Here is a 21010-nt window from a genome sequence, read left to right on the forward strand (position 1 = left end):
TGATGACAAACCCGCATTCTGAAGTTCGTGCCGATGTTATCGTGCTCGGAGCCGGCATTGTGGGCGTCTCCACTGCTTTGCATCTTCAGATGCGAGGCCGTGACGTCGTCCTGATAGATCGACGCGGCGCGGGCGAGGAAACGAGCCACGGCAATGCGGGGCTGATCGAACGGTCGAGCGTCATTCCCTATGGGTTCCCCCGTGATCTCAGGACCGTTCTTCTCTACGCCTTGAACCTCTCCGCCGACGTGCGTTCCGACTGGCGCTTCCTGCCGCGGATTGCCCCTTGGCTCTGGCAGTTCTGGCGCGAATCCACACCCAAATCGTTGAAAAAGGCAGCGGCCGACATGCTGCCTCTCATCGAGCAGTCAGTCGCAGAGCATGAACTCCTCATGGCTGAAGCCGGGCTTCTGGGGCAACTGCGCCGGACAGGCTGGATCGAGGCATTTCGCAGCCTGAAGTCTCTCGATCAAGCAGCGAAGAATGCGGCGGCTCTCGAGACCTATGGGTTGCATTTCGATATCCTAGACGGCAAGACCCTTCGTCAGCGCGAGCCTCACACGTCCGAGACTCTCATTGGCGGAATTCATTGGCGGGATCCGGCGACAGTTCCTGACCCTGGCGGTCTCGTCAAAGGATATGCTGCCCTGTTCCTGCGACGTGGCGGCCGTTTCGTTCAAGGTGAGGCCCGCACGCTCCAGCAGGATGGCATCGAATGGACGGTCCGCAGCCAGGATGGCTTGATTCGCGCCCGCGAGGCTGTGGTCGCTCTCGGACCGTGGTCCGATACTGTCCTTCGCCCCCTCGGCTACCGCGTTCCGCTGGCCGTCAAGCGCGGGTATCACGTGCATTTCAGGGCTAAAGCCGGGTCTATCCTTCACCATCCTATTGTCGATGTGGACGGTGGCTTCCTGCTGGCACCGATGACGCGCGGTATCCGCCTCACGACGGGGGTCGAGTTTGCCCATCGAGACTCCGCTCCAACTCCACTGCAGTTGGACCGAACGGAGCCCTTAGCACGTGAGATTTTCCCTCTTGAGGAGCGGACTGATCCGCAACCGTGGATGGGTGCCCGGCCTTGCCTGCCCGATATGCGCCCCGTTATTGGGGCGGCTCCAAGGCATACAGGGCTATGGTGCGCCTTTGGCCACAATCATCATGGCCTGACCCTAGGGCCCGTTACGGGACGTTTGCTGGCCGAGATGATGACCGGCCGGGAGACTTTCACTGACCCAAGGCCCTATTCGATAGCGCGGTTCACGCCGTGAGCTCTGTTATTGGGCGCCGAATAGGTTTCAGCGGGCGGATCAGAAATGGCCCTCGCACTGCTTGGACGGTGGGCCCGTGCTTACAACTCGAAGGATAGCTGTGGACTCTCAGGTTCGTCGTCTGTGTTCAGAGCCGACAGGGACACGCCTAATAGACGGACGCTCTTCTCCAACGGAAACAACGTCGTTAGGAGGTCGATACTGCCCTGCTCGAGCGTTGATCGGCTGTCAATAGAGCCCGTCAGCGTGCGGCTGCGGGTGACCTGCTGAAAGTCAGAAAACTTCACCTTGAGCGTCACCGTCCGGCCGCGCACGCTCGTCCGTTCGCAGTACCCCACACCTTGTCGATGATCGGATGGAGCGCAGCCCTCATTTCATCAAACCCCACAAGGTCCTTCTCGAAAGTGTTCTCGGCTCCGACCGATTTGCGGATGCGGTCTGGCCGGACGGGTCGATCGTCGACGGCTCGGGCAATCCAGTAGTAATGGGTACCAGCCTTTCCAAAGCGTTCCTGTAGGACACTGAGCGACGGGGCTTTCAGATCCAAGCCGATAAAGATGCCGAGGTCGTTCATCTTGCGGGCTGTGGCTGGGCCGATGCCGTGGAACCTGCCAACCGGAAGGCTCTCGACGAAGGCCGGCCCCGTCTCGGGCGTGATCACGAACTGACCATTCGGCTTGTTCTGATCCGACGCCATTTTGGCCAGGAACTTGTTGAAGCTGATCCCGGCCGACGCGGTCAGCTGGGTCTCCTGCCAGATCCTGGCCCTGATCTCCCGAGCCACCTGGGTGGCATAAGGAATGCTCTTCCGGTTCTCGGTCACATCGAGATACGCCTCATCCAACGACAGCGGCTCGACCAGCGAGGTGTATTCATAAAAGATCTCGCGGATCTGGCTTGAGACCTCGCGGTAGACGTCGAACCGCGGCTTGACGAAGATCAATTCCGGGCATTTCCGCCGGGCCGTGACGGATGGCATGGCCGAATGCACCCCAAAGCGCCGGGCCTCGTAGCTGGCGGTTGCCACCACACCCCGCTCGCGGGAGCCGCCGACCGCAATAGGCTTGCCGCGGAGCTCCGGATTGTCCCGCTGCTCCACACTGGCATAGAAGGCATCGAGATCCACATGCACGATCCGGCGCTGCGGCTCCGGCGCGCCAGATGGCTCACCGGAACCTGAGGTCAGGTTGTCGCTGGACTGATTGTGGTCGTTATCCAACATGGCGTGGCGCTAGCCCTTGATCCCGAATTCGTGGCGCATGCAGCTGGCGGAAGGAGACCGTTGTTGGTCGCGTACCCTGCGACGTTAAAACCTCGGAGCTCAGATACCATTCATCACTGGCTTTCGGTATTGCGTAGCAACAGGCGACTCAACCTCCCATTGACCAACGAACCATCGACGATACTGCCCTATGAAGCCAGAAGACAGGTACGTTGTCATCGACGTCGAAACTGCGCAATCCTACGATCATATCATCGAAATTGCCGCTGTTGAGGTCGTCGGCAGGACAATCTCCCCTCACTCGTTTGTGCGACGCGTCAAGCCCCGCTCAGCCATGAGCCCTTTCTGCTACGCGGTGCATCGCATTTCGTTGGCCGACTTGGAGGAAGAACCGTACTTTGAGCAGGTCGTTCATGATCTGATGGACTTCGTGGGTGCTAACACGATTATTGCTCACAACTATGCTTACGAGTACAATACACTCAAACGAGAGTTCGAGCGCGCAGCACGGCCGACTTATCCAAGAGAGCGCTTCTTTTGCACCATGGCTCTGGCTAAGCAATCCGGTCTTCCGGGCAAACTCCGTCAGGCGTGCGCGCAAGCTGGCATCAGCATTGCCCACCTGCGGGCCGAGCACGATGCCTTGAACGATGCGCTGTTGGCAGCCCATCTGTTCTTGAAGCTTAGTCCGGCCGAGATGCGCTAGCTCAAAGCATTAAGAACATCCCTTTGAAACCATCTCGATTGTTGGTCCGACCGCGTTATCTAAAGGCGATCCAGTGTTTCGGCATTGCCCGCTTCTGATGGACTGTCCGAGATAATGTTCGGTCTGCAAGCCGGGTGAAGCGGGTTTTCTGACGCGCCAATGCGCCAATGCGATGTTTCTTGCTCCAAGTCCGGTTGGCTCTTCCCGCTTCCAGCTGGAGTCTGCCGAGACTGATCCGCGCTCTGGCGTGGAGACGGTGGGCCGCGGTCGCTGTGGTGGTGGGACGCTTGGCCAAGCGCGTGCGCTCAACCTGTTTGCCGCTCGGGCGGGTCTCCAGCTGGGCAAGCTCCCCAAGTGGAGTTCCAAGCTCGATCCCAACAGCAGCAAGATGCCGGTGAGCCCGTCGGCAGTACTCGATGCTCAGCGCGCTCATCGTGTCTGAGCTGTGTCCGGCGCGGTACTGATCTTCCCTCGATTGCGTGGACACTGGGTTAGCCCGCTTTCCGCTCGGCCTGTTCTGGGGTGAGATACCCGAGCGACGAGTGAATGCGCTGCCGATTATAGTAGCCCTCGATATAGCCGAACAGGTCCCGCCGCGCCTCCTCTCGGGTAGCCCAGCGGCACTGATGGACCAGCTCCTTCAAGGAGTGAAAGAACGACTCCATCGGGGCATTATCGTAACAACAGCCCGTCCGGCTCATCGATGGCTTGGCACCCATCGCAGCAAGCTGTCGGGCATACGTCTCGGCAGCATATTGACTGCCGCGATCCGAATGGTGAATGAGGCCACGACCTGGTCGTTGCCGCTGGGCTGCCATGATCAGAGCTGCCAGGGCGAGTTCGGTGCGCATGTGATCGCGCATTGCCCAGCCCACCACCTTCCGGGTCGCCAGATCCAGCACCGCAGCCAGGTAGAGCCAGCCCTCACCGGTTGGAATGTACGTGAGATACTGTCGGCGAATTCCCTGTTGGCTATTCAGCAAGAGGAGGAATCCATGAGCCTTCATCCCGAGCCGATTGGTGAGATCCCGGCCGAGACCGTGCGAGTTGCCCGGGCAGCTTTCCCTAAGGGCAACATTGTGGCCCGGCTCCGGGATGAATTTAGCATCCTCTACCAGGATGAGGACTTCCGACGGTTCTACCCGAGCCGGGGGCAACCCGCCCTTGCGCCGTGGCGGCTGGCTTTGATCACGATCTTCCAGTTCCTCGAGCACCTCAGCGATCGACAAGCCGCTGACGCTGTCCGGGCCCGGATCGACTGGAAGTACGCCCTGGGGCTCGAGCTGACTGATCCCGGGTTCCACTTCAGCGTGCTCACCGAATTTCGGGCCCGCCTTGTCGCCGGCCAAGCGGAGCATCTGCTGTTGGACACCATGCTCGAGCGGTTCAAGGCCCGCGGTCTGATCAAAGCGCGCGGCAAGCAACGCACCGACAGCACGCATGTGTTGGGGGCCGTGCATGACCTCCATCTTCTCGAACTTGTCGCTGAGACGCTGCGCGCCACTCTCGATGATCTGGCCGCCGTTGTTCCGGACTGGATTCGCGTGATCGCTCAGCCGGCGTGGTTCGAGCGCTATGCACATCGCATTGAGGACTATCGTCTGCCCAAGAGCCGGGAGAAGCGTGAAGCTCTCTCGCTGGAGATTGGCACGGACGGGTTCTTCCTGCTCGACGCCTTGGACGATGCGAGCGCACCGGCTGCGGCTCGAGCGGTGCCGATGGTGCAGACGCTGCGCGACGTGTGGCGGGTGCATTACGCACGGGACGATGGGCGGCCGCGCTGGCGGGCGGGAGCGGAACTGCCACCGGTCGGCGAACGGCTGCAGTCGCCCTATGATCCCGAGATGCATTACTGCACAAAGCGTCAGATGGAGTGGTCCGGCTACAAGGTCCACGTCACCGAGACCTGCGATGACGATGCCGCGCACCTGATCACGCACGTCAAGACCTGCCCGGCCATGGAGCAGGACATGACGAGCACGGCCGAGATCCATGCGTGCCTGGCCGCCAAAGGCCTCCTCCCTTCTGAGCATTACGTGGACTCGGCCTACATTGATGCGGCCTTGTTGGTCAGCAGCCGGCGGGACCACGGGATCTCGCTCGAGGGGCCGGTGCGGGGCGTATCGTCCTGGCAGGCCCGCACGGGACAGGGATATGATCTGCCCAACTTCGTGATCGACTGGGAGCGCGAACAAGTAACCTGCCCACAGGGTAAGGTCTCCGTGACGTGGCGCGTCGCGCGCAGAGAGGATGGAAGCCCGCGCATCAATGCCGTGTTCAGCCGCTCTGATTGTGGAGCCTGCGTCGTCAGAGCGCTGTGCACGCCCGCGAAGGAAGCCCGCCGCGCCGTCTACTTCCACACGCGCCAGGAGTACGAGGCATTGAATGCAGCCCGATCCCGGATGCACGATCCCACATGGAAGGAGCGGTATCATATCCGGGCTGGCGTCGAGGGCACTCTCTCACAGGGTGTGCGGGTATTCGGAATGCGCCGGAGCCGGTATATCGGGCTCCTGAAGACCGGCCTCCAGGAAGTGTGTTCGGCGGCTGCGATGAACGTCTTGCGGGTCGTACACTGGTTGGACGGATGGCCGCGCACCAAGACGCGCGTGACCCGCTTTGCTGCGTTGGCGCCAGCCCTCTGAATTCGCCGACAGTATCTACGTGATGTCGGCCAGCCAGACCCGGTTCGGCACAGATGCCGTGAACTTCTGCTGCAGCAGGTTGGGCGCGATCGGCAGCTGATGACGACTGTCGGTCGTGGTCGGCCGGAAACGGCGTCGGGCCAAGGCTCGGATACCATGCCGGCGCATCAGCCGCTCGACCCGGCTGCGGCTGACCCGGTGGCCTTCAGCGCGCAAGGCCGCATGCATGCGCGGGCTGCCATAGCGGCCCTGATGGCGGGCGTGGAGCCGATGCACCTCGTGCAGCAGGCGCCGGTCGGCAAGAGCTCGTGAGCTCTCCGGCCGAGACCGCCAGGCGTAATAGCCGCTGGGCGACACGCCGAGCACGCGGCACATGAGCCGCACTGGAAAGGTGCGGGCATGCTGCTCAATGAAGCCAAACCTCATTTCGGCACCTCCGCGAAGATGCCGATGACTTTTTTAACACATCGCGCTCCATGCGCGTGCGATCGAGCTCACGGCGCAGTCGAGCAATCTCCGCCGCCTGATCGGCTGGAGACGCCATCGGGGACAAACTGGTCGCAGAACCCTTCGAGCCAGCCCTCGATCGAGTGATACCGCCGTGCACAACGGTCCGCCAGTTGCGCAGCATTGAAGGGGAGATCCCCAGCTCCGTCGCGACCTGCATGAGGGGCCGACCGCTGCTTGCCAGAAGCGCCACAGCCTCCCGCTTGAATTCCGGTGTGAAGTCTCGCCTCGTCTTCGTCATCAAACACCTTCCCGCTCCACAGGAGCGTATCAGAGGTGTCCATCAATGCGAGGGAGGATCACCGAAAAGGTCCTCGAATGAAAGGACCTGCATTTCTGCGAAGCCGAATTCATCCTCGACAGCCTCAGCAACCTGCATCAACCGTGGAGGGATAACGGTTCCCCGCATAACGGGGGATGTCTCAATCTTGATCTGGGCGCGGCCGTTGCCAACCAAGATGCGGGTTTCGTTGTTGCCGCCTCCGGCGATGCGCTGGATGCGCATGTCGCGATGGCCTTGCTATAACCCATCCACGATCCGCCCGAGCGCCTCGTCGATACCGCGTAACGACGTCGCCCGATCCTCGATTGGCAGATAGGTCAGGTCAATGTCGACTGACAGCCGCGGCATGTCCCGGTAGAAGAGGTTGATGGCCGTTCCGCCCTTCAATGCGAAGACCGACTCTCGGGCGATGATTGGTAAAGATTGGACGAGCAGACGGACCTGCTCCGCATAGGGGCTATGCATACGCCTCATCTCCCCTCTTCACCGCGGGGGCCAAGTCTGCCGGGACATAGATCTGGTAGTCGGGATGCAGCTTGCCTCCCTTGGTCAATACCCGGGGGCCCGATCCCAAATCGACGACCGCCTTGTCAACGTGATTGAGCCAGGCGTGCTTGTGCTTGTCGGCGAATACGAAGAATAGGCGTTTAACCTTGACGCTCCGGCAGGCTTGCAGGAGGGACGTCAGCCGGCGCGGCCGGAGATTGGTGAGACCCTGGAATATCATGTCGATGTTGTGGAAGCTCTCATGATTGGGCAGCTCGTCGAGGGCCTCGAGGATCGCCCGCTCAGGAGACGAAAGCCGCATCGGCCATCGCCAAGGGCTCAGCATCGGTCCGCCTTCGGCATCGGATCCTTGCCTAGATGGCTGGTCGGTGCTCTCGATCCCCTGTGTATCGGCGCCAAACAGGGATCGGGTCCTTACCACGAGTTGTGTGTCGATCGGCATCCGTCGGAGCCAGGACGGCACATCGCCGTAAAGGTAGACGCGGCTTGGCCCACTGAGTGACAGGTAATGGGTGTGTCCGCGGGCCTCGAGGGCGCTCAGTCCACCGAGATGGACATCTTTTGCCAGGATCCATTGCAGTGAGAGAAGGACGGCTTGCCAATCCGTCTCGGATGTCGTGCTTGTCTGCATGGGCGGAGGGCGGCGGTACACGCCGTGTGTCACCCGTTCGAGCCACCCACGTTCCACGTATTCGTGGATCGATCGGGGATCGACGCCTTGATGCTTGAGCCAAGCGGCGTCCGTCACGAAGCCGGGGGGCAGGCGATCTAAGAGAGCTTTTAATCCAGGCGATTTTCGATGAGGCATTCTCATCAAACTGGCACTTGTTCAAAAGGGTGGCAAGACCGACTTTTGATTTCCCTTAAATTTGATGAGATTTTCTCAAAGAAATCAGCAATCTGTAAAATGATCGCATAACGGGACAGTTGCTTCCGCGATGGTTAGGTGGCCTTCAAGAGCATCCTGATACTCCGTGCGGCAGTCCCGCAACCCATCCGCGGCCCAACGAAAGGATGGATGGCGAAACGGTATTAAATATCGCATAATTAGTCGCCCCTGAACAACCCACAACTGATTGAGGCTGAAGGATTCTTCGTCTTCGCGAAGCATTGTAAAATGCCGGTTCCTGGGGAGTGACCCACTCAAAACCGGTGTTTTGCCATGGGACCCAAGCCGATGCTGCCGAGCTCCGGCGATCTCTACCGCAGCCGTCTCGATCAGATTCTCGATCAGCGTCACGAGCTGTATCGGCTCGCCGCTCTCATCGACTGGGACAGGTTCGATCAGGCGTTTGGCCGCTTCTATCGTCCGCTCGGACGGCCCGCGAAGCCGACGCGCCTGATGGTCGGGCTGTCCTATCTCCAGCACACTTTCAACCTGTCCGATGAAGCCGTGGTGCAGCGTTGGATCGAGAACCCGTACTGGCAGTGGTTCTGTGGCTGCGAGTACTTCCAGCATGAGTTGCCCTGCGATCCGAGCTCGCTGACGCGCTGGCGCAAACGGCTCGGACCCGACGGACTGGAGACGCTGCTTTCCGCCACCATCCAGGCCGGGTTGGAGAGCGGGGTGGTGCGGCCCTCAAGCCTGGAGCGGATTAGTGTCGATACGACCGTGCAGCCCAAGGCGATCACTCATCCCACCGACGCGAAGCTCTATCTGAAGGCTCTCCTCGCCCTTGTACGGCAGGCCAAGCGCGCCGCCGTGCAGGTCGGTCGCTATGCCCATGCCCGGCAGATGCGGCGCATGCGGCGCGAGCTCAAGCGGCTGAAGACCTATCTTGGACGAGTGTATCGCGATGTCGCCCGCAAAGTCGCCGCGGATGAGGGCCTCGCCCTTCGCTTTGCACGTCTGCTGGGCCTGACGGAGCGTCTTCTGACGCAGGAACGCACGAGCAAGAACAAGCTCTACAGCCTTCACGCCCCAGAGGTGGTGTGCATCGCCAAGGGCAAGGCGCATCGGCCGTACGAATTTGGCTCCAAGGTGGCTGTGGCGGTGACGAACCGGGAAGGCTTTGTGCTCGCCTCCAAGGCGCTGGAGGGCAATCCGTATGATGGCCATACGTTGGACGCCACCATAGACCAGGTCATCACCATGACGGACGTGGAGCCCGTGCGCATCTACGTCGACCAAGGCTATCGTGGGCACGACTATGGGCACGAGGAGCGCGTGTTCATCACGCGACAGCGGCGGGGGCTCACGCCCACGATCAGGCGCGAGCTGAGACGCCGGTCGGCGATCGAGCCGATGATCGGCCACATGAAGGCGGACGGGCGGCTCTCACGTAATCACCTGCTCGGAGCCGCGGGCGACGCGATGAACGCCCTGCTCGTGGCCGCCGACATAACCTGCGACTGATCCTGAACTGGCTCAGGCCTTTTGTTGCTTGGCTCTTGGCAGCCCTGATGGGCTCATCCGCGCAATCGGATACTTCCAATGATCTCTGGAAGCCAATCGCCGCCTGATCAAACACCATTATTCAGGGCCGACGAATTAGTGTTGACAAGAAGTCTGCAATCGGTGCCATGGCAGAAGAGCATACGTCCCTCGCGGTAGAGCCGAGGTCAGCCTACCTGTTGCAGGGACCTTCACAGTCAGAGTGGGAGCAAAGCATCCCAGCCGTGGGCCGTCTGCGATTCTCAACCACCTTCAGCAATTTCAGATCGTCGTTCGTTTCCCGGCAGGAAGGTCTTGCTTGAACCCAGCGATGTGCCGGGCTCTTAGAGGCCCTCGCTCACCCGAGTCTGGTCGTAAGCCCGGCGCACCGTTCCCTTGCCGTAGGTCCGCTCCAGGCGACGCACGATGAAATGTCCACGGGCGAGCGTCTGAAAATGGTCGATGAAGGCGGCGTTGACCGCCGCGCCGCCGATCGCCCCGACAATCGGAACGGCCTGGGCCGCGACCTTCTGCGAGACCACTACGCCGAACCGTGAGCCGATCTGGGCCAGCAGGCGCACGATGGCCGAGGCGCTCTCGTCCACGACCCCACGCCCGGCTATCTGCTGCAGGGCACGAGTGACGGACTTCGCCATTGCCGCCCGTACCGCGAAGTAGCCGGCTTCATGCGCGTTGCCCGAGCCGGTGTGTCCGCCCAGAGCGAAGACCTGGAGGCAGGCCAGTGCCGTCTCGGGATGTTCGAGATCCTCACCCTCGCTCTGGGCGATCCGGGCAATCGACCGCAGCATGATCGCCGTCGAGATCGGGAGCTCCACCAGGACGGCTGATACGCCCAGCGCTCCACCCATGGCGCCCGACAGGATCGCAAGAGCCTTGTGAGCGCGGGTTTCCGGATCCCTGCCCTCCTTTGGGATCGTCCGGAGCGCATAGCGCAGTGCTCGGGTGAGCGCCGCCTGCGTGGCTTTCGAGATCATGTCGGATGCGACCTGGGGAAGAGCCTGCCCGAGCAGCTCGATCGGCCGCCCGGCCAAGGCCGACAGTCGGCCGATGTAGCTTGGCCCCTCCAGCGCGCGGACGGCCTGTCTTAAGGCCGCGCGGTCCTCCTCAGACAGGGCGATCTCCGGAGTTGCGACGTTGCCTGCGGATGCCGGAAGCGGTTCCTGGCGGCGAAGTTCCTGGCTCATCCATCCTATCTGGGGATGCGGGTCCGCTTCGGATAGCCCACGCCTTGTCTCCTAAGGCTGGCTCCGCACCGCATCTGGTTACACGTCGAACACGTCCGGGCAGCTTCCCCCATCTGGCTAAGGATCCGCCACGGCCATGGGATTGCGCGCACTCGGCGGAGCGGACCACTGCGATATCTCCACCCATTGCCCACCGCGGCAGCGACGCTCTCTCTACGGAACCCGACCAGACGTCGCCGCCGACGGTTCGGCTTCAGGAGCGGATCGAGCTTGCCGCATCTCGATCGGGCTTGATCGCCGTTGGGGTCCTCGGAACGGTTTGCGCCAAGCGGTACGGTGAGTCGGTCTCCATCACACCTGCCTGACGCTGATCCGTGTTTAATAAGCGGCCAGAAAGCCGTCACGGGTCTTGGATGGACGACAAGAGAGCCTCTAAGCCGCGTGTCGGTAGGTTTCCCCACATTCCACACCCTGGGAACAAATCAAGAACAATTTCGTGGTGGGGCGGGGCACGAAGCAGTACCATTGCGGCTTTCAAGGGAGACGCTAATGACTGAGCCGGGACGGACGCAACGTGACATTGATCCGATCGAAGCCGATGTCACGGCCGTGATCGAGGCCTGCGGCGGTGATGCGAGGACCGCTATCAGGGCCCTCCTCATCGAGCAACTCATTCAGGAGCAACGGATCGAACGGTTAGCCGCAGCCCTGTCATTCGGTTATGTCCGGGGACAGATCGGCGTTACGGCTGAGCAGATCAAGCCGAAGTCTCTGGGCGCAGTTGGCGCGATGAGTTGATTGCTGCCCTTTGGATTAGTTGGAAAGGACCGGGACAGCGGCATTGCTCGGCGGGCCATGCCGCAGGGATTCGACGGATGGATGCCTCACGGCGCCATCACGTGCGCTCAAATCGATTGGTACGAACAACGCTTGGAGCATTCTCCTGATCTTGGAGGTGCAGGCGATGAAGGATGACTTGGCCACGACGGAGCAGGCAATGAACGTGCAGACTCGCCTGGAAGCCAATGCGATCCTCGATCGCCTCGTCGCAGATGGCTCTACCTTCTCCCGAAACGACGCGCTGCGCTTGATTGAGTTGATCCCCGTCACCCCCGTTCGCGGTTTGCGTTCAAGGGCATTTTCAAAGGACCAGGCTCCGGCATCAGAGGGCATGCGCCTGGTCATGGTGACGTTGAACTTAAGGAAGAATCCAAGGAGAAGACGATCACGCTCAACCTGCCGGCTTCGCACAGGATCGGCGGATATGTGGTGATGCACACGCCCGGCTCGATCTATATCGAGTTGATGTGGGCCGAAACCAAGTTGGACCAATCAGGATTGAGTTGCTTGCTCAATTATAATCGAGCCAGCAAGGAGCCTGAAGACATGCGGATCGCCGCCCAGAAGTCACTGTCGCTGCTTTTCCTCACCTTCAACTACATCTCGTCCGTGTCCTGGAAGCAGCCCGGGTAGGTTTGAGGCAGCGCCGTTGGTGACGACGACGTTCGGTTGCCGCTCTGCTAAGCGGTCGTATGCTAAGGCTGAAAACGGCAGCTCTATTGCTTGGGGAGTAGTGGACGACAGACCCGTCCGCAGGCGTGGTCTCAAGTGTGGAACGTAGGCCCGATCCGGTGCCGGGGCGCTACCATAAGTCGGGAACCGCAGAAGGTTACCATGACCTATGAGCGCTTCTCTTTGCCCGAATCCGGGGGTGAGACTTGTTTTGCTATCACGCACCCGCAAGAAGGGCAGCCAGTTCTCGGCTGTAGTTCTCCCGCCGTTGGTGATGGCGGGATTCAAGCATTGTAAGTGCACGATCCTTGACATGCGAATTCGGTAATGTCGCGATGAGGTCCTGTCGCTGCCGTTCGTATTGATCATCCATTTCCTTCAAGATGGCTTGAAGGGACTTTACGAGAGGATGATCCTCGACAAGTGTCGGCTCTGCGGTTTGACAAATCACTCTCTGCTCCCAGGGAACACAGCGCTCCAGCCACTTGTGTGGGAAAATAAGTGCCGCGTCTGTCGGGAAAACGACAAATCCGATGAATCCAATGTGCTTTGGCGTATACTTCCGCACTGCGCTTCATCACTAGACAAGGTTTGCTGAAACAATTGTCATTTCAACTGCCAAGAAGAACGCGTGACGTGCATTGCCAGCCGGCTCAATACCTTACGTTTATTCTCACAGCGCTGTTCATCAGGCAGACACGGATTGTTTACCGCAGTCGCGGCAGAATGCCCGCTGGGCGCGTGGCGCATCAGCCCGAACAGGAACTCTGGTGCCATTGGTGGATGGTGTCAGTGTGGTTGGAGGGCTTCCTCTCCGCTGACGCCCTGGCTGAGGGTTTTCAGACAGCACCCTTAGCCAGGGCGCTTGGACACGCAACCGGCACGCTAGTTGAAGATCAAGCCAGAACAGGGATTGGTCAGCAGGAGAGAGTGCCGTGGCCCGTTACTATTTCGATGTCCGAAACGGGAAGCCGCCCGTGCACGATGACGACGGCGCAGAGTTCGACAACCTCGATGCGGCTGTGCAGGCGGCAGCCCGCTCGGCGGCTGAGATCGGCACGAGCCGGCTGGCAGGAGGCGATTTCAGCGATGTCGTGATTGAGGTGCGGGACGAGCAGAACCAGCGTGTCGCCACTGTAACGGCGTCGATGCGGATCGAGCGGCACGGCTCATCCTATCAGGGACCGCATTCCTGGAGTGCGTAAGTCCCGAGAGGTCATCATACAACGTCCTGCTGGGCACTTCCATCGGTGCGCCTGATCCACCGGCGCAGGTGGGAGGAACGCCTTGGCCGTATTGGCAACCAATTATCGGCCCGCTACGTTGTCTGCGATGTGTGACGCACGGAGGGTTCCGAATGAGCCGGAAGGATCGTGTTGCGCTATGGGGACGCCTATGACTTATCCTGCTGTCTCTTGCCCTGATTGGCGGCATTGTGACCGAGCCGCTCCTGCGGCCCTTGTGGTCCCCGCCCCTGACCATTGCCCAGCAATAGCAACAACCGCTCATCAGAGATCCGGCCCTGGTCGCGCTCCTGACCGAGGTCGTCGAAGACAACGATCCCCGTGCGAACCTGTTACTGTGGCGGGGCTGCTTTCAAGGCTCGGTCGATCGTCTCTACCATCTCCGTAAGGCGGTAAGGCTTGGCGAGGAAAGGCACTCCCACTTTCTCGCACATCCCATGGCAGATCCGCGAGCGGCCCGAGGTCAAGACAATCGACACGAGCGGTTGGAGAGACAAGGCAGCCTGCGCCAGCTCAAAGCCGTCCTGACCGCCCAGATCGATGTCAGTAAACAGAACATCCACTGACATTTCTCTCAGAATAATCTCGGCCTCTTCCGCGCTGGCCGCTGTGAAGACCTCGTAGCCTGCGTCCCTCAGGACCTCAGTCGCGATCTCACCGATGATCAACTCGTCCTCCACGACGAGAACACGCTCGCGCAGGGACTTCGGGGCTGGGTTCTTCTTCGGTTCGGAGCGGGTCCACGGGGACAGGATCGGTGTCATGTACGCAACCTCACTGAACACATCCGGGTGGTTAACGGCCTATTGTGGCAGGTGTTCAGGGCGGGATGCGACAAGTCTCCGGTATGGTCAGCAGATCGTTAAGGCCTGATGCGGCGCGCTTGATCAGGGCGACACCGCGATAACATCCGGTGCCCCACGTCGGATCTCTGGTCATGCATCCTCAGAGCGGAGCGCGTTCGATCTCAAATGAAGAGTACCGGTCAAGTCCGCCGATGAGAGGGATCGCGGTTTCTCGCCATAACCAGGATTCCTGTTGGACAATCGGTGTGCCAAGGCAAGCCTCGCGCTCGTCATGAACGCGGCAGTCCATCTTCCCTGCCCGTTTGTCGCACCCCGGTTGAGCTGTTGCTGCACTGCACCATCTGGCGTCGTACTTTGTTATGCCGGCGGAGGTGGAAAATTGCTTGAGCGATTGTTGAAGTCCGTGTCGCCAGGGGCGGATGCTGTCGACATCGGCTTGGTCGCAACCGCCATGACAGCCGTCGTCACCGCTATTCTCATCTGCAGCCAGTTGCCTTAGGCGGCAAATTTGGCTGGGGTTCGATGGAACGAACCGGCTTTCCCTTGCTACAGCCACCTGACAGCCCGTTGTGAGTTATGCTCGAAAAGCATAGCCGTACCCCATCAAAAGCAGCTCCCCATCGCCAAGCTGGACCCCTATATGCTGCGGTGCAGCAATCGCGACGGTACTTTATTTGAGCCGCTTCTGCGTAGGGGGAATTCATGTTCATGATCTACATTCTTTCCAAAATCCGCAGCCTCAAGCTCGATCGCCAGACGTGAGCGAGCACCGTTGTCCAACGATCCAAGCAGACCCGTCAAAGCAGCATCAATGCCAGCACCCAAGAAGAAGGCGTCAGGCGTCCGGACATCGATCCGCTTTGACCTGCCGCTGAAATTTTCCTCCACGTTGAGTTAGAGTCCGGCCCCTCACAAGGACGGACAATGAAGCGTTCACGGTTCACGGAAGAGCAGATTATTGGGATTTTGCGGGAGCAGGAGGCTGGGGCAAAGGCGGCCGACCTGTGCCGCAAGCATGGCATGTCGGAAGCCACCCTGTACAACTGGAAAGCCAAGTTCGGCGGCATGGATGTCTCCGAGGCCAAACGGTTGAAGGCGCTTGAGGATGAGAACGCCAAACTGAAGAAGCTGCTGGCGGAGACGATGCTCGATGCCTCGGCCTTGCGCGAGCTGCTCGCAAAAAAGTGGTAGGGCCCGCCGCTCAGCGCGAAGCCGTCGCGCACCTGCAGGCCAGCTTTGGCCTGTCGGAACGGCGGGCCTGTTCCCTCATCGGAGTGGATCGCACCACGATCCGCTATCGCTCCTGCCGGCCGGATGATGCAGCCCTGCGGGGCCGGCTGCGCGAGCTGGCTCACGAACGGCGTCGTTTCGGCTATCGGCGGCTGTTTGTGCTGCTGCGCCGAAGGCGAGACCGCGGGTCTGAACCGGGTCTATCGCCTGTATCGTGAGGAGGGCCTGACGGTTCGCAGGCGTCAGGCGCGCCGACGGGCTGTGGGAACACGGGCGCCGATCCTGGTGGAGGCAAAAGCCAACGCGCGCTGGTCGCTCGACTTTGTCCATGATCAGTTTGCCAACGGCCGGCGCTTTCGCATCCTGAACATCGTCGATGACGTGACGCGGGAATGCCTGGCGACGATCCCCGACACCTCGATCTCGGGCAAGCGGGTCGCCCGGGAGCTGGAAACGGTGATGACGCGCCGAGGCAAGCCAGGGATGATTGTCTCCGATAATGGCACCGAACTGACCTCGCATGCTATTCTCGCCTGGTGCGCCGAGCATCGGATCGAGTGGCATTACATTGCCCCAGGCAAGCCAATGCAGAACGGCTACATTGAGTCGTTCAACGGCCGCATGCGGGATGAGCTGTTGAACGAGAGCCTGTTCTTCGGGCTGGATCATGCCCGCGAGCTGATCGCGGCCTGGGTCGCCGATTACAATACCGCGAGGCCGCATTCCTCATTAGGCTATCAGACACCCACGGCCTATGCCGCGGGCCTGAGAACCGCAAGGGACCATCACGCTGCGCAACGGACAGGCTCCGCGCGCTGGCCCCTTGCTCCTGTCGCGCCACACGGCGTAACACCTGCCGAGGCTCTAACAGCGGCTGGATGAAACTTCAGTGGCAGGTCACCCGCAGGGCTCATGTCCAATGGCCGCAGCGGCCGCTCGAATCTCCACTCGTCCGGATCAACAAACCCGGGAACCGGGCGGTCCTCCGGCACGGCACAGGTGAGATCCGGCCGCCGCATGTTGCGGAACAGGTTGTAGGTGCATTCCCGCGCGTGTGCTCGGGCCGGAGCCAGGAACTGAATTGATGACATGAGGATCCTTGAGGCTGGCGCCTTTGGACAGGCCTTCGTGCACAGCATCTGGAGCATGTCTTACCTCAGGCAGCAGGGATTCTGTATCACTCTTGCGGGGTACCCGGAGCAAGTGGGGTCGTCAGAGGCATGAGCTTCCCTGCCCCCGCCGGCAGAGGGCAAACCTGCCTCAGAGAAGCCGCTGGGCGATGCAGGGCGACGCGTGACCACGCCGCTCATGTCGCGCGTTTCCCGGCACCAGATCCAGCCATGAAAGGCTTTGTGTAGACCAGGCGCCGGTGCCAAGGGCACCAGCTCGATCCCTCCTGTGTCTCACTTCCGCAGAAGATCGCTTTCGATTGATCGTCCGAGACAATGAAGCGGCATTGCCGGGCCTGGAGCTTGACCAGGGTGGTTCGGGTCTGCGGGGACGGTTCGCTGATCTCAGGCATGGCTCCGACATCCAGTACAGGACCAGAGTGCAACACGATGAGGGCCTGCGAGAGTTCCATATCGGCTCGAGCTATCAACAGCTTGATCGATCTGACCTAATCGGCTGAAGGCGGTGAAGGCAATGCATTTGACCTTTCCACGGAGTGAATGCGGGATGCCCCCACATTCATCACACTCAGCTCCTGAATGGACGGCACTTCGCCCCGTTGCTTCAGTCCGCGACGCCAGTTCAAAATGCCACAGTCCGATGACCAGGGCGATCGGTTGAAGCGTCGCTGCGGGAGCCTAGCCTTGATCAGGGGACGACTTGATGGACGATCCAGGAGGGGAGCATGGGTGAGTGGAGGACGGTTTTTGAGGAAGAGGTCGAGGGGCGCCTGGTCACGGTCAAGATCTACCGGAGCGAGGACACCGCGGATGACGACGGGGACGAAGGCCCCGCCGTGAGGGTGACGACAACCTCGGTCGATAATTATCCCGGCGTGTTGGAGGACGAGGATGGCGATACGCTCTTGCTCGAGCGCGAGGATACCGGCCGTCTGATGACCTTGGAGCCTTACAGCCTTGATGACCTTGCGGGCGAACTCATGGAGATCGGCTTTAGCCTCGAGGGGGCGGCCAGTGTCGCCAGCAAGGTTCCTGGATGACCAGACCGGGCTTGTCGCGCTGGGTGAGGCGACAAGGACGGCAGTGCATCCGTGCCTGTCCTTGTCCCTCAGGCCAACCAACCACCGGGCTTACCTAAAGCGGCTCGATGACAACCTCATGACGCCGCGATGAATGGCTTTCGGCAGCCACCAGCGCTCAATGGCCCATATCACACGGTCCCCACGCGTGCGTTATCAGGCTCTCTCTTGCGCTCGGTGAAGAGCGCGAGCACGACCGTGAGAACCATGAAAAGTGCGGAGATGCTGAACACCCATCGCGGCAGGCTCTGATCCATAAGCCAGCCGAACAGCAGAGGGCTCAGTATGCCGCTGAAATTGAATCCAGTCGAGACGATGCCGAAGGCGCGCCCTGCCGCGCCCTCTGGCGCGGCACTGCGGACAAGCATGTCGCGCGATGGCGCGATCATCCCGCCAAGAAAGCCCGCGGTGGCCATGGTCATCGTGAGCAGCGCAGGCGGCAGCGTGACCAATGCAATCATCAGTAAAACTGCGGCATTGATGCCTAAGCAAATTGCAGCGACTTGGGAATGTCGATCCGTGCGATCGGCTAGGAACCCGCCGGCGAGCACGCCTAGTGCGCTTGCCACGAGATAAGCAGTCAGCGCGACATTAGCCGTAGAGAACGAGGCGCTAAAGCCATTCATCAGCGCCACGACGCCGAAATTGCTGATACCAGAGGTGGAGAGGCCGAGCAGCATGAAGAAGATGGTCAGCAAGATGAGCGTCGGCGTGATGATGGACCGCTGTGATGCGTGGCCGCTTGCATCCTTCCGGCGATTTTCCCCCGCCTCCGGAACATCGAATGCCAGCAGCAAGACCGCCACGAGCGGCCCGGTCGCACCGCACACCATCAGCGCGGTGATGCCGCCGAGCGATGTCATCAACGCCGCAACGATCATGGGCGCCATCGCACCGCCGAGATAGCCGGCAAAGGTGTGGATCGAAAAGGCGCGGCCCATCCGTGCCTCATCCATATGGGCGGCGAGAATTGCGTAGTCCGCGGGGTGATAGACGCTGTTGGCCAGTCCAAGCAGAACTGCGCTTGCGATCAGGACGGGGTAGCTCAGATGCAAGCCGAGGAGGCCCAGCGAAGCCCCGCCAAGGCAAAGCCCGATCAGGAGAATCTTACGCGCACCAAAGTGATCGACGAGATAGCCCGTTGGCGCCTGGGTGAGCGCCGAGACGACTGCGAACACTGTCAGCACAAAGCCGAGTTCAATATAGTCGATGTTGAGAGCCGTCTTGAGAAACGGAAAAAGCATCGGCAGCACAAGCATATGAAAGTGACTGACCCAATGGGCCGCCGAGATCAGCGCGAGGGTGCGCAGCCTGGTATCGCGCTTGGTTCGCCGAGATGGGGCGACAACATCGACCATTGAAGAGGCTCCGGTTACCTTTCAGGTGTTAGGCATTGGGGGATGGTCATAGGGCGTCAGGCAGAAAGCTGTTGGCCTTAACGTCTTCGTCCACCCTCAGTCGATCTCGACTTGCATGTGAAAGTTAGCAGGGCTTAAAGCAGCAATTTGGTATTTTGGCCATCTGGCACGCGATCCTTAAGCACTTCCCGGCTCGCGCAGTATTCCACCATGACATCGGCGATCATGCCGAGAGAAGCAAAAGTGGGCAGGCGACCGTTCGCTGCCCTCAGAAAAGTGTCGTAGTACACATCGTGGCAGCTCCATTGCCGGTGCCGTGGGAGGCCAAACTAAAGTCGCAGTGCTTGAGCGTGAGCCTTTCGCCAAAAGGCCGTCACCAGCCGGATGGGCCGAAAAGAAAAAGGCCGGGCACGAGGCCCGGCGAAAGTTAAGGTCCGACAAAAGTCAAAACCTTCCAGAGGGAACGGCCGATACGGCAGCGCCGGGAGGAAGAAAGCGATGCCGCAGGAATTCAGCCACTGCTGATATCGGCGGCATCGCGCCTCTTTGCAACGCAAAGCGCCTCATAAAAGGGCTGCGCTCAGAGCATGGCTTCGTAATGTGCCTTTAATGCTTTGTTTTGGCACGACATCGCTGATCCACCGTCTCGGGTTGATAGATAAGGCGTAATCGACGCTTGCTGCGCGATGTCACTTCCAAGGACTTAGTTCAATCCCTGATGCTCCCTCCTAAGGCAGTTGAGCACAGAGAACGACAGCGGCAATCGCGGCCGATGCGGCGGTGGCCGTCAGCCAGAGGTCGACAGTCCGCGGCCGCTGATCGACAAGTCGCTTCATCAAGACAGCGCTCAAGGATGGGGTTTCAAGGCAATGCGCCGCTAACTGGGACATACCGCGCCTCCGTCAACCCTATCCTGCGATGAGTGTCCAATTGTCGCTGACGCGCCGATCCGAGCCGTGGACATTAGCGTTTTCTTATCCCAGACCCGCAATGCAGTTGCAGGGGATTTGGGAGGGGCTTCGATCCCATGACGGATGGAGCTGAGAGAATAAGCCGGAGCTGGTCCAGGCGAGCGTCGTTGGTGTTCGAGATCAACGAGGCCGGGCAAAGAGAAGCGCCCCGTGCATGGCAGAGGCGCTTCCCTTCCAGGGAGGATATCGGCCCCCCAGCCGTTCCTTCAAGGACAGGGACAGAATGCCTGATCTCAATCGCCTTGGCTGTATCGGATTGAGCACAGGCACCGAGAGATCCGCCCTCAAAGCCCGGCCAGCAGCAGGCTCAGGCCGATCAGGGCGGCAAAGGAGACGACAAACCGCACGGCGGCTTGGGTGAATGTCGGGGCAGAGACAGGCGCTGCAACCTCTGTCGACGGCATAATGAACACTTTCGGGGAATTCAGCGAGTTCTGGAAAATGGGCGGAAGCGGCGATCAAATCCTGTCGCCCGGCCCACGCTATGTGTTCGATTTCCGCGCCGATGTCTGTAGCCGGCAGGCCACGCGGCCGGTCTTGATGCGCCTGATCCGGGACCACCGAAAGCAGCATTGCCGAACGCTCAGGATGGCCTAGATCCCAGGGTGTGCTTCACTCCCTTGGCACACCAGCGCCCCGGTCGCGGTTTCAGACAGCGCCTCGGCCGGGGCGCTTCTCCCTCACACCCCCTGAGGCGGTGTGGCGGTTGTTGGTCTTCACCGGCGGATGGCCGAGACAGGCACACGGTTCCTCCAGCGATGGGAGCTGTGCTCAATGTCCCGGAAGGGCGAAGGCCGCTCGTGTCGCGGCAGATCCTCGAGCAGCTCGGCGGTCCAGGTGTAGGGCTGGCGCAAGCCGCTCCTGGCCACGATGGTGTCGGCGAGATAGAGGTCATAGACGCCGGTCGCGAATTGCATCAGCTGACTTTGGGTCCGAAGAGGCCGGCGGCGCGACCGCATGACG

General features: G+C 60.7%; 16 protein-coding genes and 6 pseudogenes. 11 read left to right on the forward strand and 11 right to left on the reverse strand.

What is annotated here, in order from left to right:
• Positions 1–2: 2 nt before the first annotated feature.
• Positions 3–1268: an NAD(P)/FAD-dependent oxidoreductase gene (locus BB934_RS32670; protein ID WP_099513998.1), complete on the forward strand. Its 1266-nt coding sequence runs from the start codon at positions 3–5 to the stop codon at positions 1266–1268.
• A gap of 80 nt (positions 1269–1348) precedes the next feature.
• Here BB934_RS32670 and dinB read toward each other — a convergent pair.
• Positions 1349–2490: pseudogene (gene dinB, locus BB934_RS32675) on the reverse strand (DNA polymerase IV).
• Between the two features lie 190 nt (positions 2491–2680).
• On the opposite strand from dinB, the gene BB934_RS32680 reads away from it, so the two are divergent.
• Complete coding sequence (locus tag BB934_RS32680) at positions 2681–3196, forward strand: 3'-5' exonuclease (protein WP_099513999.1); 516 nt, start codon at positions 2681–2683, stop codon at positions 3194–3196.
• A 491-nt stretch (positions 3197–3687) separates the two neighbouring features.
• On the opposite strand, the pseudogene BB934_RS32690 reads toward BB934_RS32680, so the two are convergent.
• Positions 3688–4143 (reverse strand): annotated as a pseudogene (locus tag BB934_RS32690) (IS3 family transposase); the annotation flags it as partial.
• A 48-nt stretch (positions 4144–4191) separates the two neighbouring features.
• On the opposite strand from BB934_RS32690, the gene BB934_RS32695 reads away from it, so the two are divergent.
• Positions 4192–5841, forward strand: a complete 1650-nt coding sequence (locus BB934_RS32695; RefSeq protein ID WP_099513304.1) for an IS1182 family transposase — start codon at positions 4192–4194, stop codon at positions 5839–5841.
• An 18-nt stretch (positions 5842–5859) separates the two neighbouring features.
• On the opposite strand, the pseudogene BB934_RS32700 reads toward BB934_RS32695, so the two are convergent.
• The 3 genes and pseudogenes from BB934_RS32700 to BB934_RS32710 form a co-directional block, all read right to left on the reverse strand.
• Positions 5860–6589: pseudogene (locus tag BB934_RS32700) on the reverse strand (IS3 family transposase); the annotation flags it as partial.
• Positions 6590–6649: 60 nt separating this feature from the next.
• Positions 6650–7096 (reverse strand): annotated as a pseudogene (locus BB934_RS32705) (nucleotidyl transferase AbiEii/AbiGii toxin family protein); the annotation flags it as partial.
• Complete coding sequence (locus tag BB934_RS32710; RefSeq protein WP_099514001.1) at positions 7089–7946, reverse strand: type IV toxin-antitoxin system AbiEi family antitoxin domain-containing protein; 858 nt, start codon at positions 7944–7946, stop codon at positions 7089–7091. The pseudogene BB934_RS32705 and the gene BB934_RS32710, both read right to left, overlap by 8 nt.
• Before the next feature lie 354 nt (positions 7947–8300).
• Between BB934_RS32710 and BB934_RS32715 the strand changes: the two are divergent.
• A pseudogene (locus tag BB934_RS32715) lies at positions 8301–9601 on the forward strand (IS5 family transposase).
• Positions 9602–9856: 255 nt separating this feature from the next.
• Here the strand turns inward: BB934_RS32715 and BB934_RS32720 are convergent.
• Entirely contained in the window at positions 9857–10717 is an 861-nt protein-coding gene (locus BB934_RS32720) for an EcsC family protein (protein WP_099514002.1), read from the reverse strand.
• 549 nt (positions 10718–11266) lie between these two features.
• On the opposite strand from BB934_RS32720, the gene BB934_RS32725 reads away from it, so the two are divergent.
• The 4 genes from BB934_RS32725 (at position 11267) to BB934_RS32745 (ending at position 13434) form a co-directional block, all read left to right on the forward strand.
• A complete protein-coding gene (locus BB934_RS32725) occupies positions 11267–11515 on the forward strand; it encodes a hypothetical protein (RefSeq protein WP_099514003.1) in 249 nt (82 codons plus the stop codon).
• 166 nt (positions 11516–11681) lie between these two features.
• Positions 11682–11990: a hypothetical protein gene (locus tag BB934_RS32730; protein WP_099514004.1), complete on the forward strand. Its 309-nt coding sequence runs from the start codon at positions 11682–11684 to the stop codon at positions 11988–11990.
• Entirely contained in the window at positions 11990–12190 is a 201-nt protein-coding gene (locus tag BB934_RS32735) for a hypothetical protein (RefSeq protein ID WP_099514005.1), read from the forward strand. The genes BB934_RS32730 and BB934_RS32735 overlap by 1 nt, the downstream gene beginning before the upstream one ends.
• Before the next feature lie 974 nt (positions 12191–13164).
• The gene (locus BB934_RS32745) at positions 13165–13434 is read left to right on the forward strand and encodes a DUF6894 family protein (protein WP_099514007.1); all 270 of its coding nucleotides are present in this window, start codon (positions 13165–13167) and stop codon (positions 13432–13434) included.
• A 371-nt stretch (positions 13435–13805) separates the two neighbouring features.
• Here the strand turns inward: BB934_RS32745 and BB934_RS32750 are convergent, their stop codons facing one another.
• A complete protein-coding gene (locus tag BB934_RS32750) occupies positions 13806–14237 on the reverse strand; it encodes a response regulator (protein WP_099514008.1) in 432 nt (143 codons plus the stop codon).
• A 966-nt stretch (positions 14238–15203) separates the two neighbouring features.
• Between BB934_RS32750 and BB934_RS32755 the strand changes: the two are divergent.
• Positions 15204–16391 (forward strand): annotated as a pseudogene (locus BB934_RS32755) (IS3 family transposase).
• A gap of 424 nt (positions 16392–16815) precedes the next feature.
• Here the strand turns inward: BB934_RS32755 and BB934_RS51150 are convergent.
• Complete coding sequence (locus BB934_RS51150; RefSeq protein ID WP_099514009.1) at positions 16816–17091, reverse strand: GcrA family cell cycle regulator; 276 nt, start codon at positions 17089–17091, stop codon at positions 16816–16818.
• Positions 17092–17364: 273 nt separating this feature from the next.
• Here BB934_RS51150 and BB934_RS32765 point away from each other — a divergent pair, with 273 nt between their 5' ends.
• Positions 17365–17679: a hypothetical protein gene (locus tag BB934_RS32765; RefSeq protein ID WP_099514010.1), complete on the forward strand. Its 315-nt coding sequence runs from the start codon at positions 17365–17367 to the stop codon at positions 17677–17679.
• Positions 17680–17849: 170 nt separating this feature from the next.
• Here BB934_RS32765 and BB934_RS32770 read toward each other — a convergent pair whose 3' ends face one another.
• Together BB934_RS32770 and BB934_RS47670 are read right to left on the reverse strand one after the other, a co-directional pair.
• Positions 17850–19076 (reverse strand): MFS transporter, encoded by a 1227-nt coding sequence (locus BB934_RS32770; protein WP_099514011.1) that lies wholly within the window; start codon positions 19074–19076, stop codon positions 17850–17852.
• A gap of 134 nt (positions 19077–19210) precedes the next feature.
• Positions 19211–19366: a hypothetical protein gene (locus BB934_RS47670; protein ID WP_157934462.1), complete on the reverse strand. Its 156-nt coding sequence runs from the start codon at positions 19364–19366 to the stop codon at positions 19211–19213.
• 1086 nt (positions 19367–20452) lie between these two features.
• Here BB934_RS47670 and BB934_RS32775 point away from each other — a divergent pair.
• Positions 20453–20644 carry a hypothetical protein gene (locus BB934_RS32775; protein ID WP_099514012.1) on the forward strand — a complete coding sequence of 64 codons (192 nt, stop codon included), beginning with the start codon at positions 20453–20455 and terminating at the stop codon, positions 20642–20644.
• A gap of 119 nt (positions 20645–20763) precedes the next feature.
• Here BB934_RS32775 and BB934_RS49570 read toward each other — a convergent pair whose 3' ends face one another.
• Positions 20764–20964, reverse strand: a complete 201-nt coding sequence (locus BB934_RS49570; protein ID WP_237050417.1) for a hypothetical protein — start codon at positions 20962–20964, stop codon at positions 20764–20766.
• Positions 20965–21010 lie beyond the last annotated feature (46 nt).

The sequence above is a fragment of the Microvirga ossetica genome (genome assembly GCF_002741015.1).
Taxonomy (GTDB): domain Bacteria; phylum Pseudomonadota; class Alphaproteobacteria; order Rhizobiales; family Beijerinckiaceae; genus Microvirga; species Microvirga ossetica.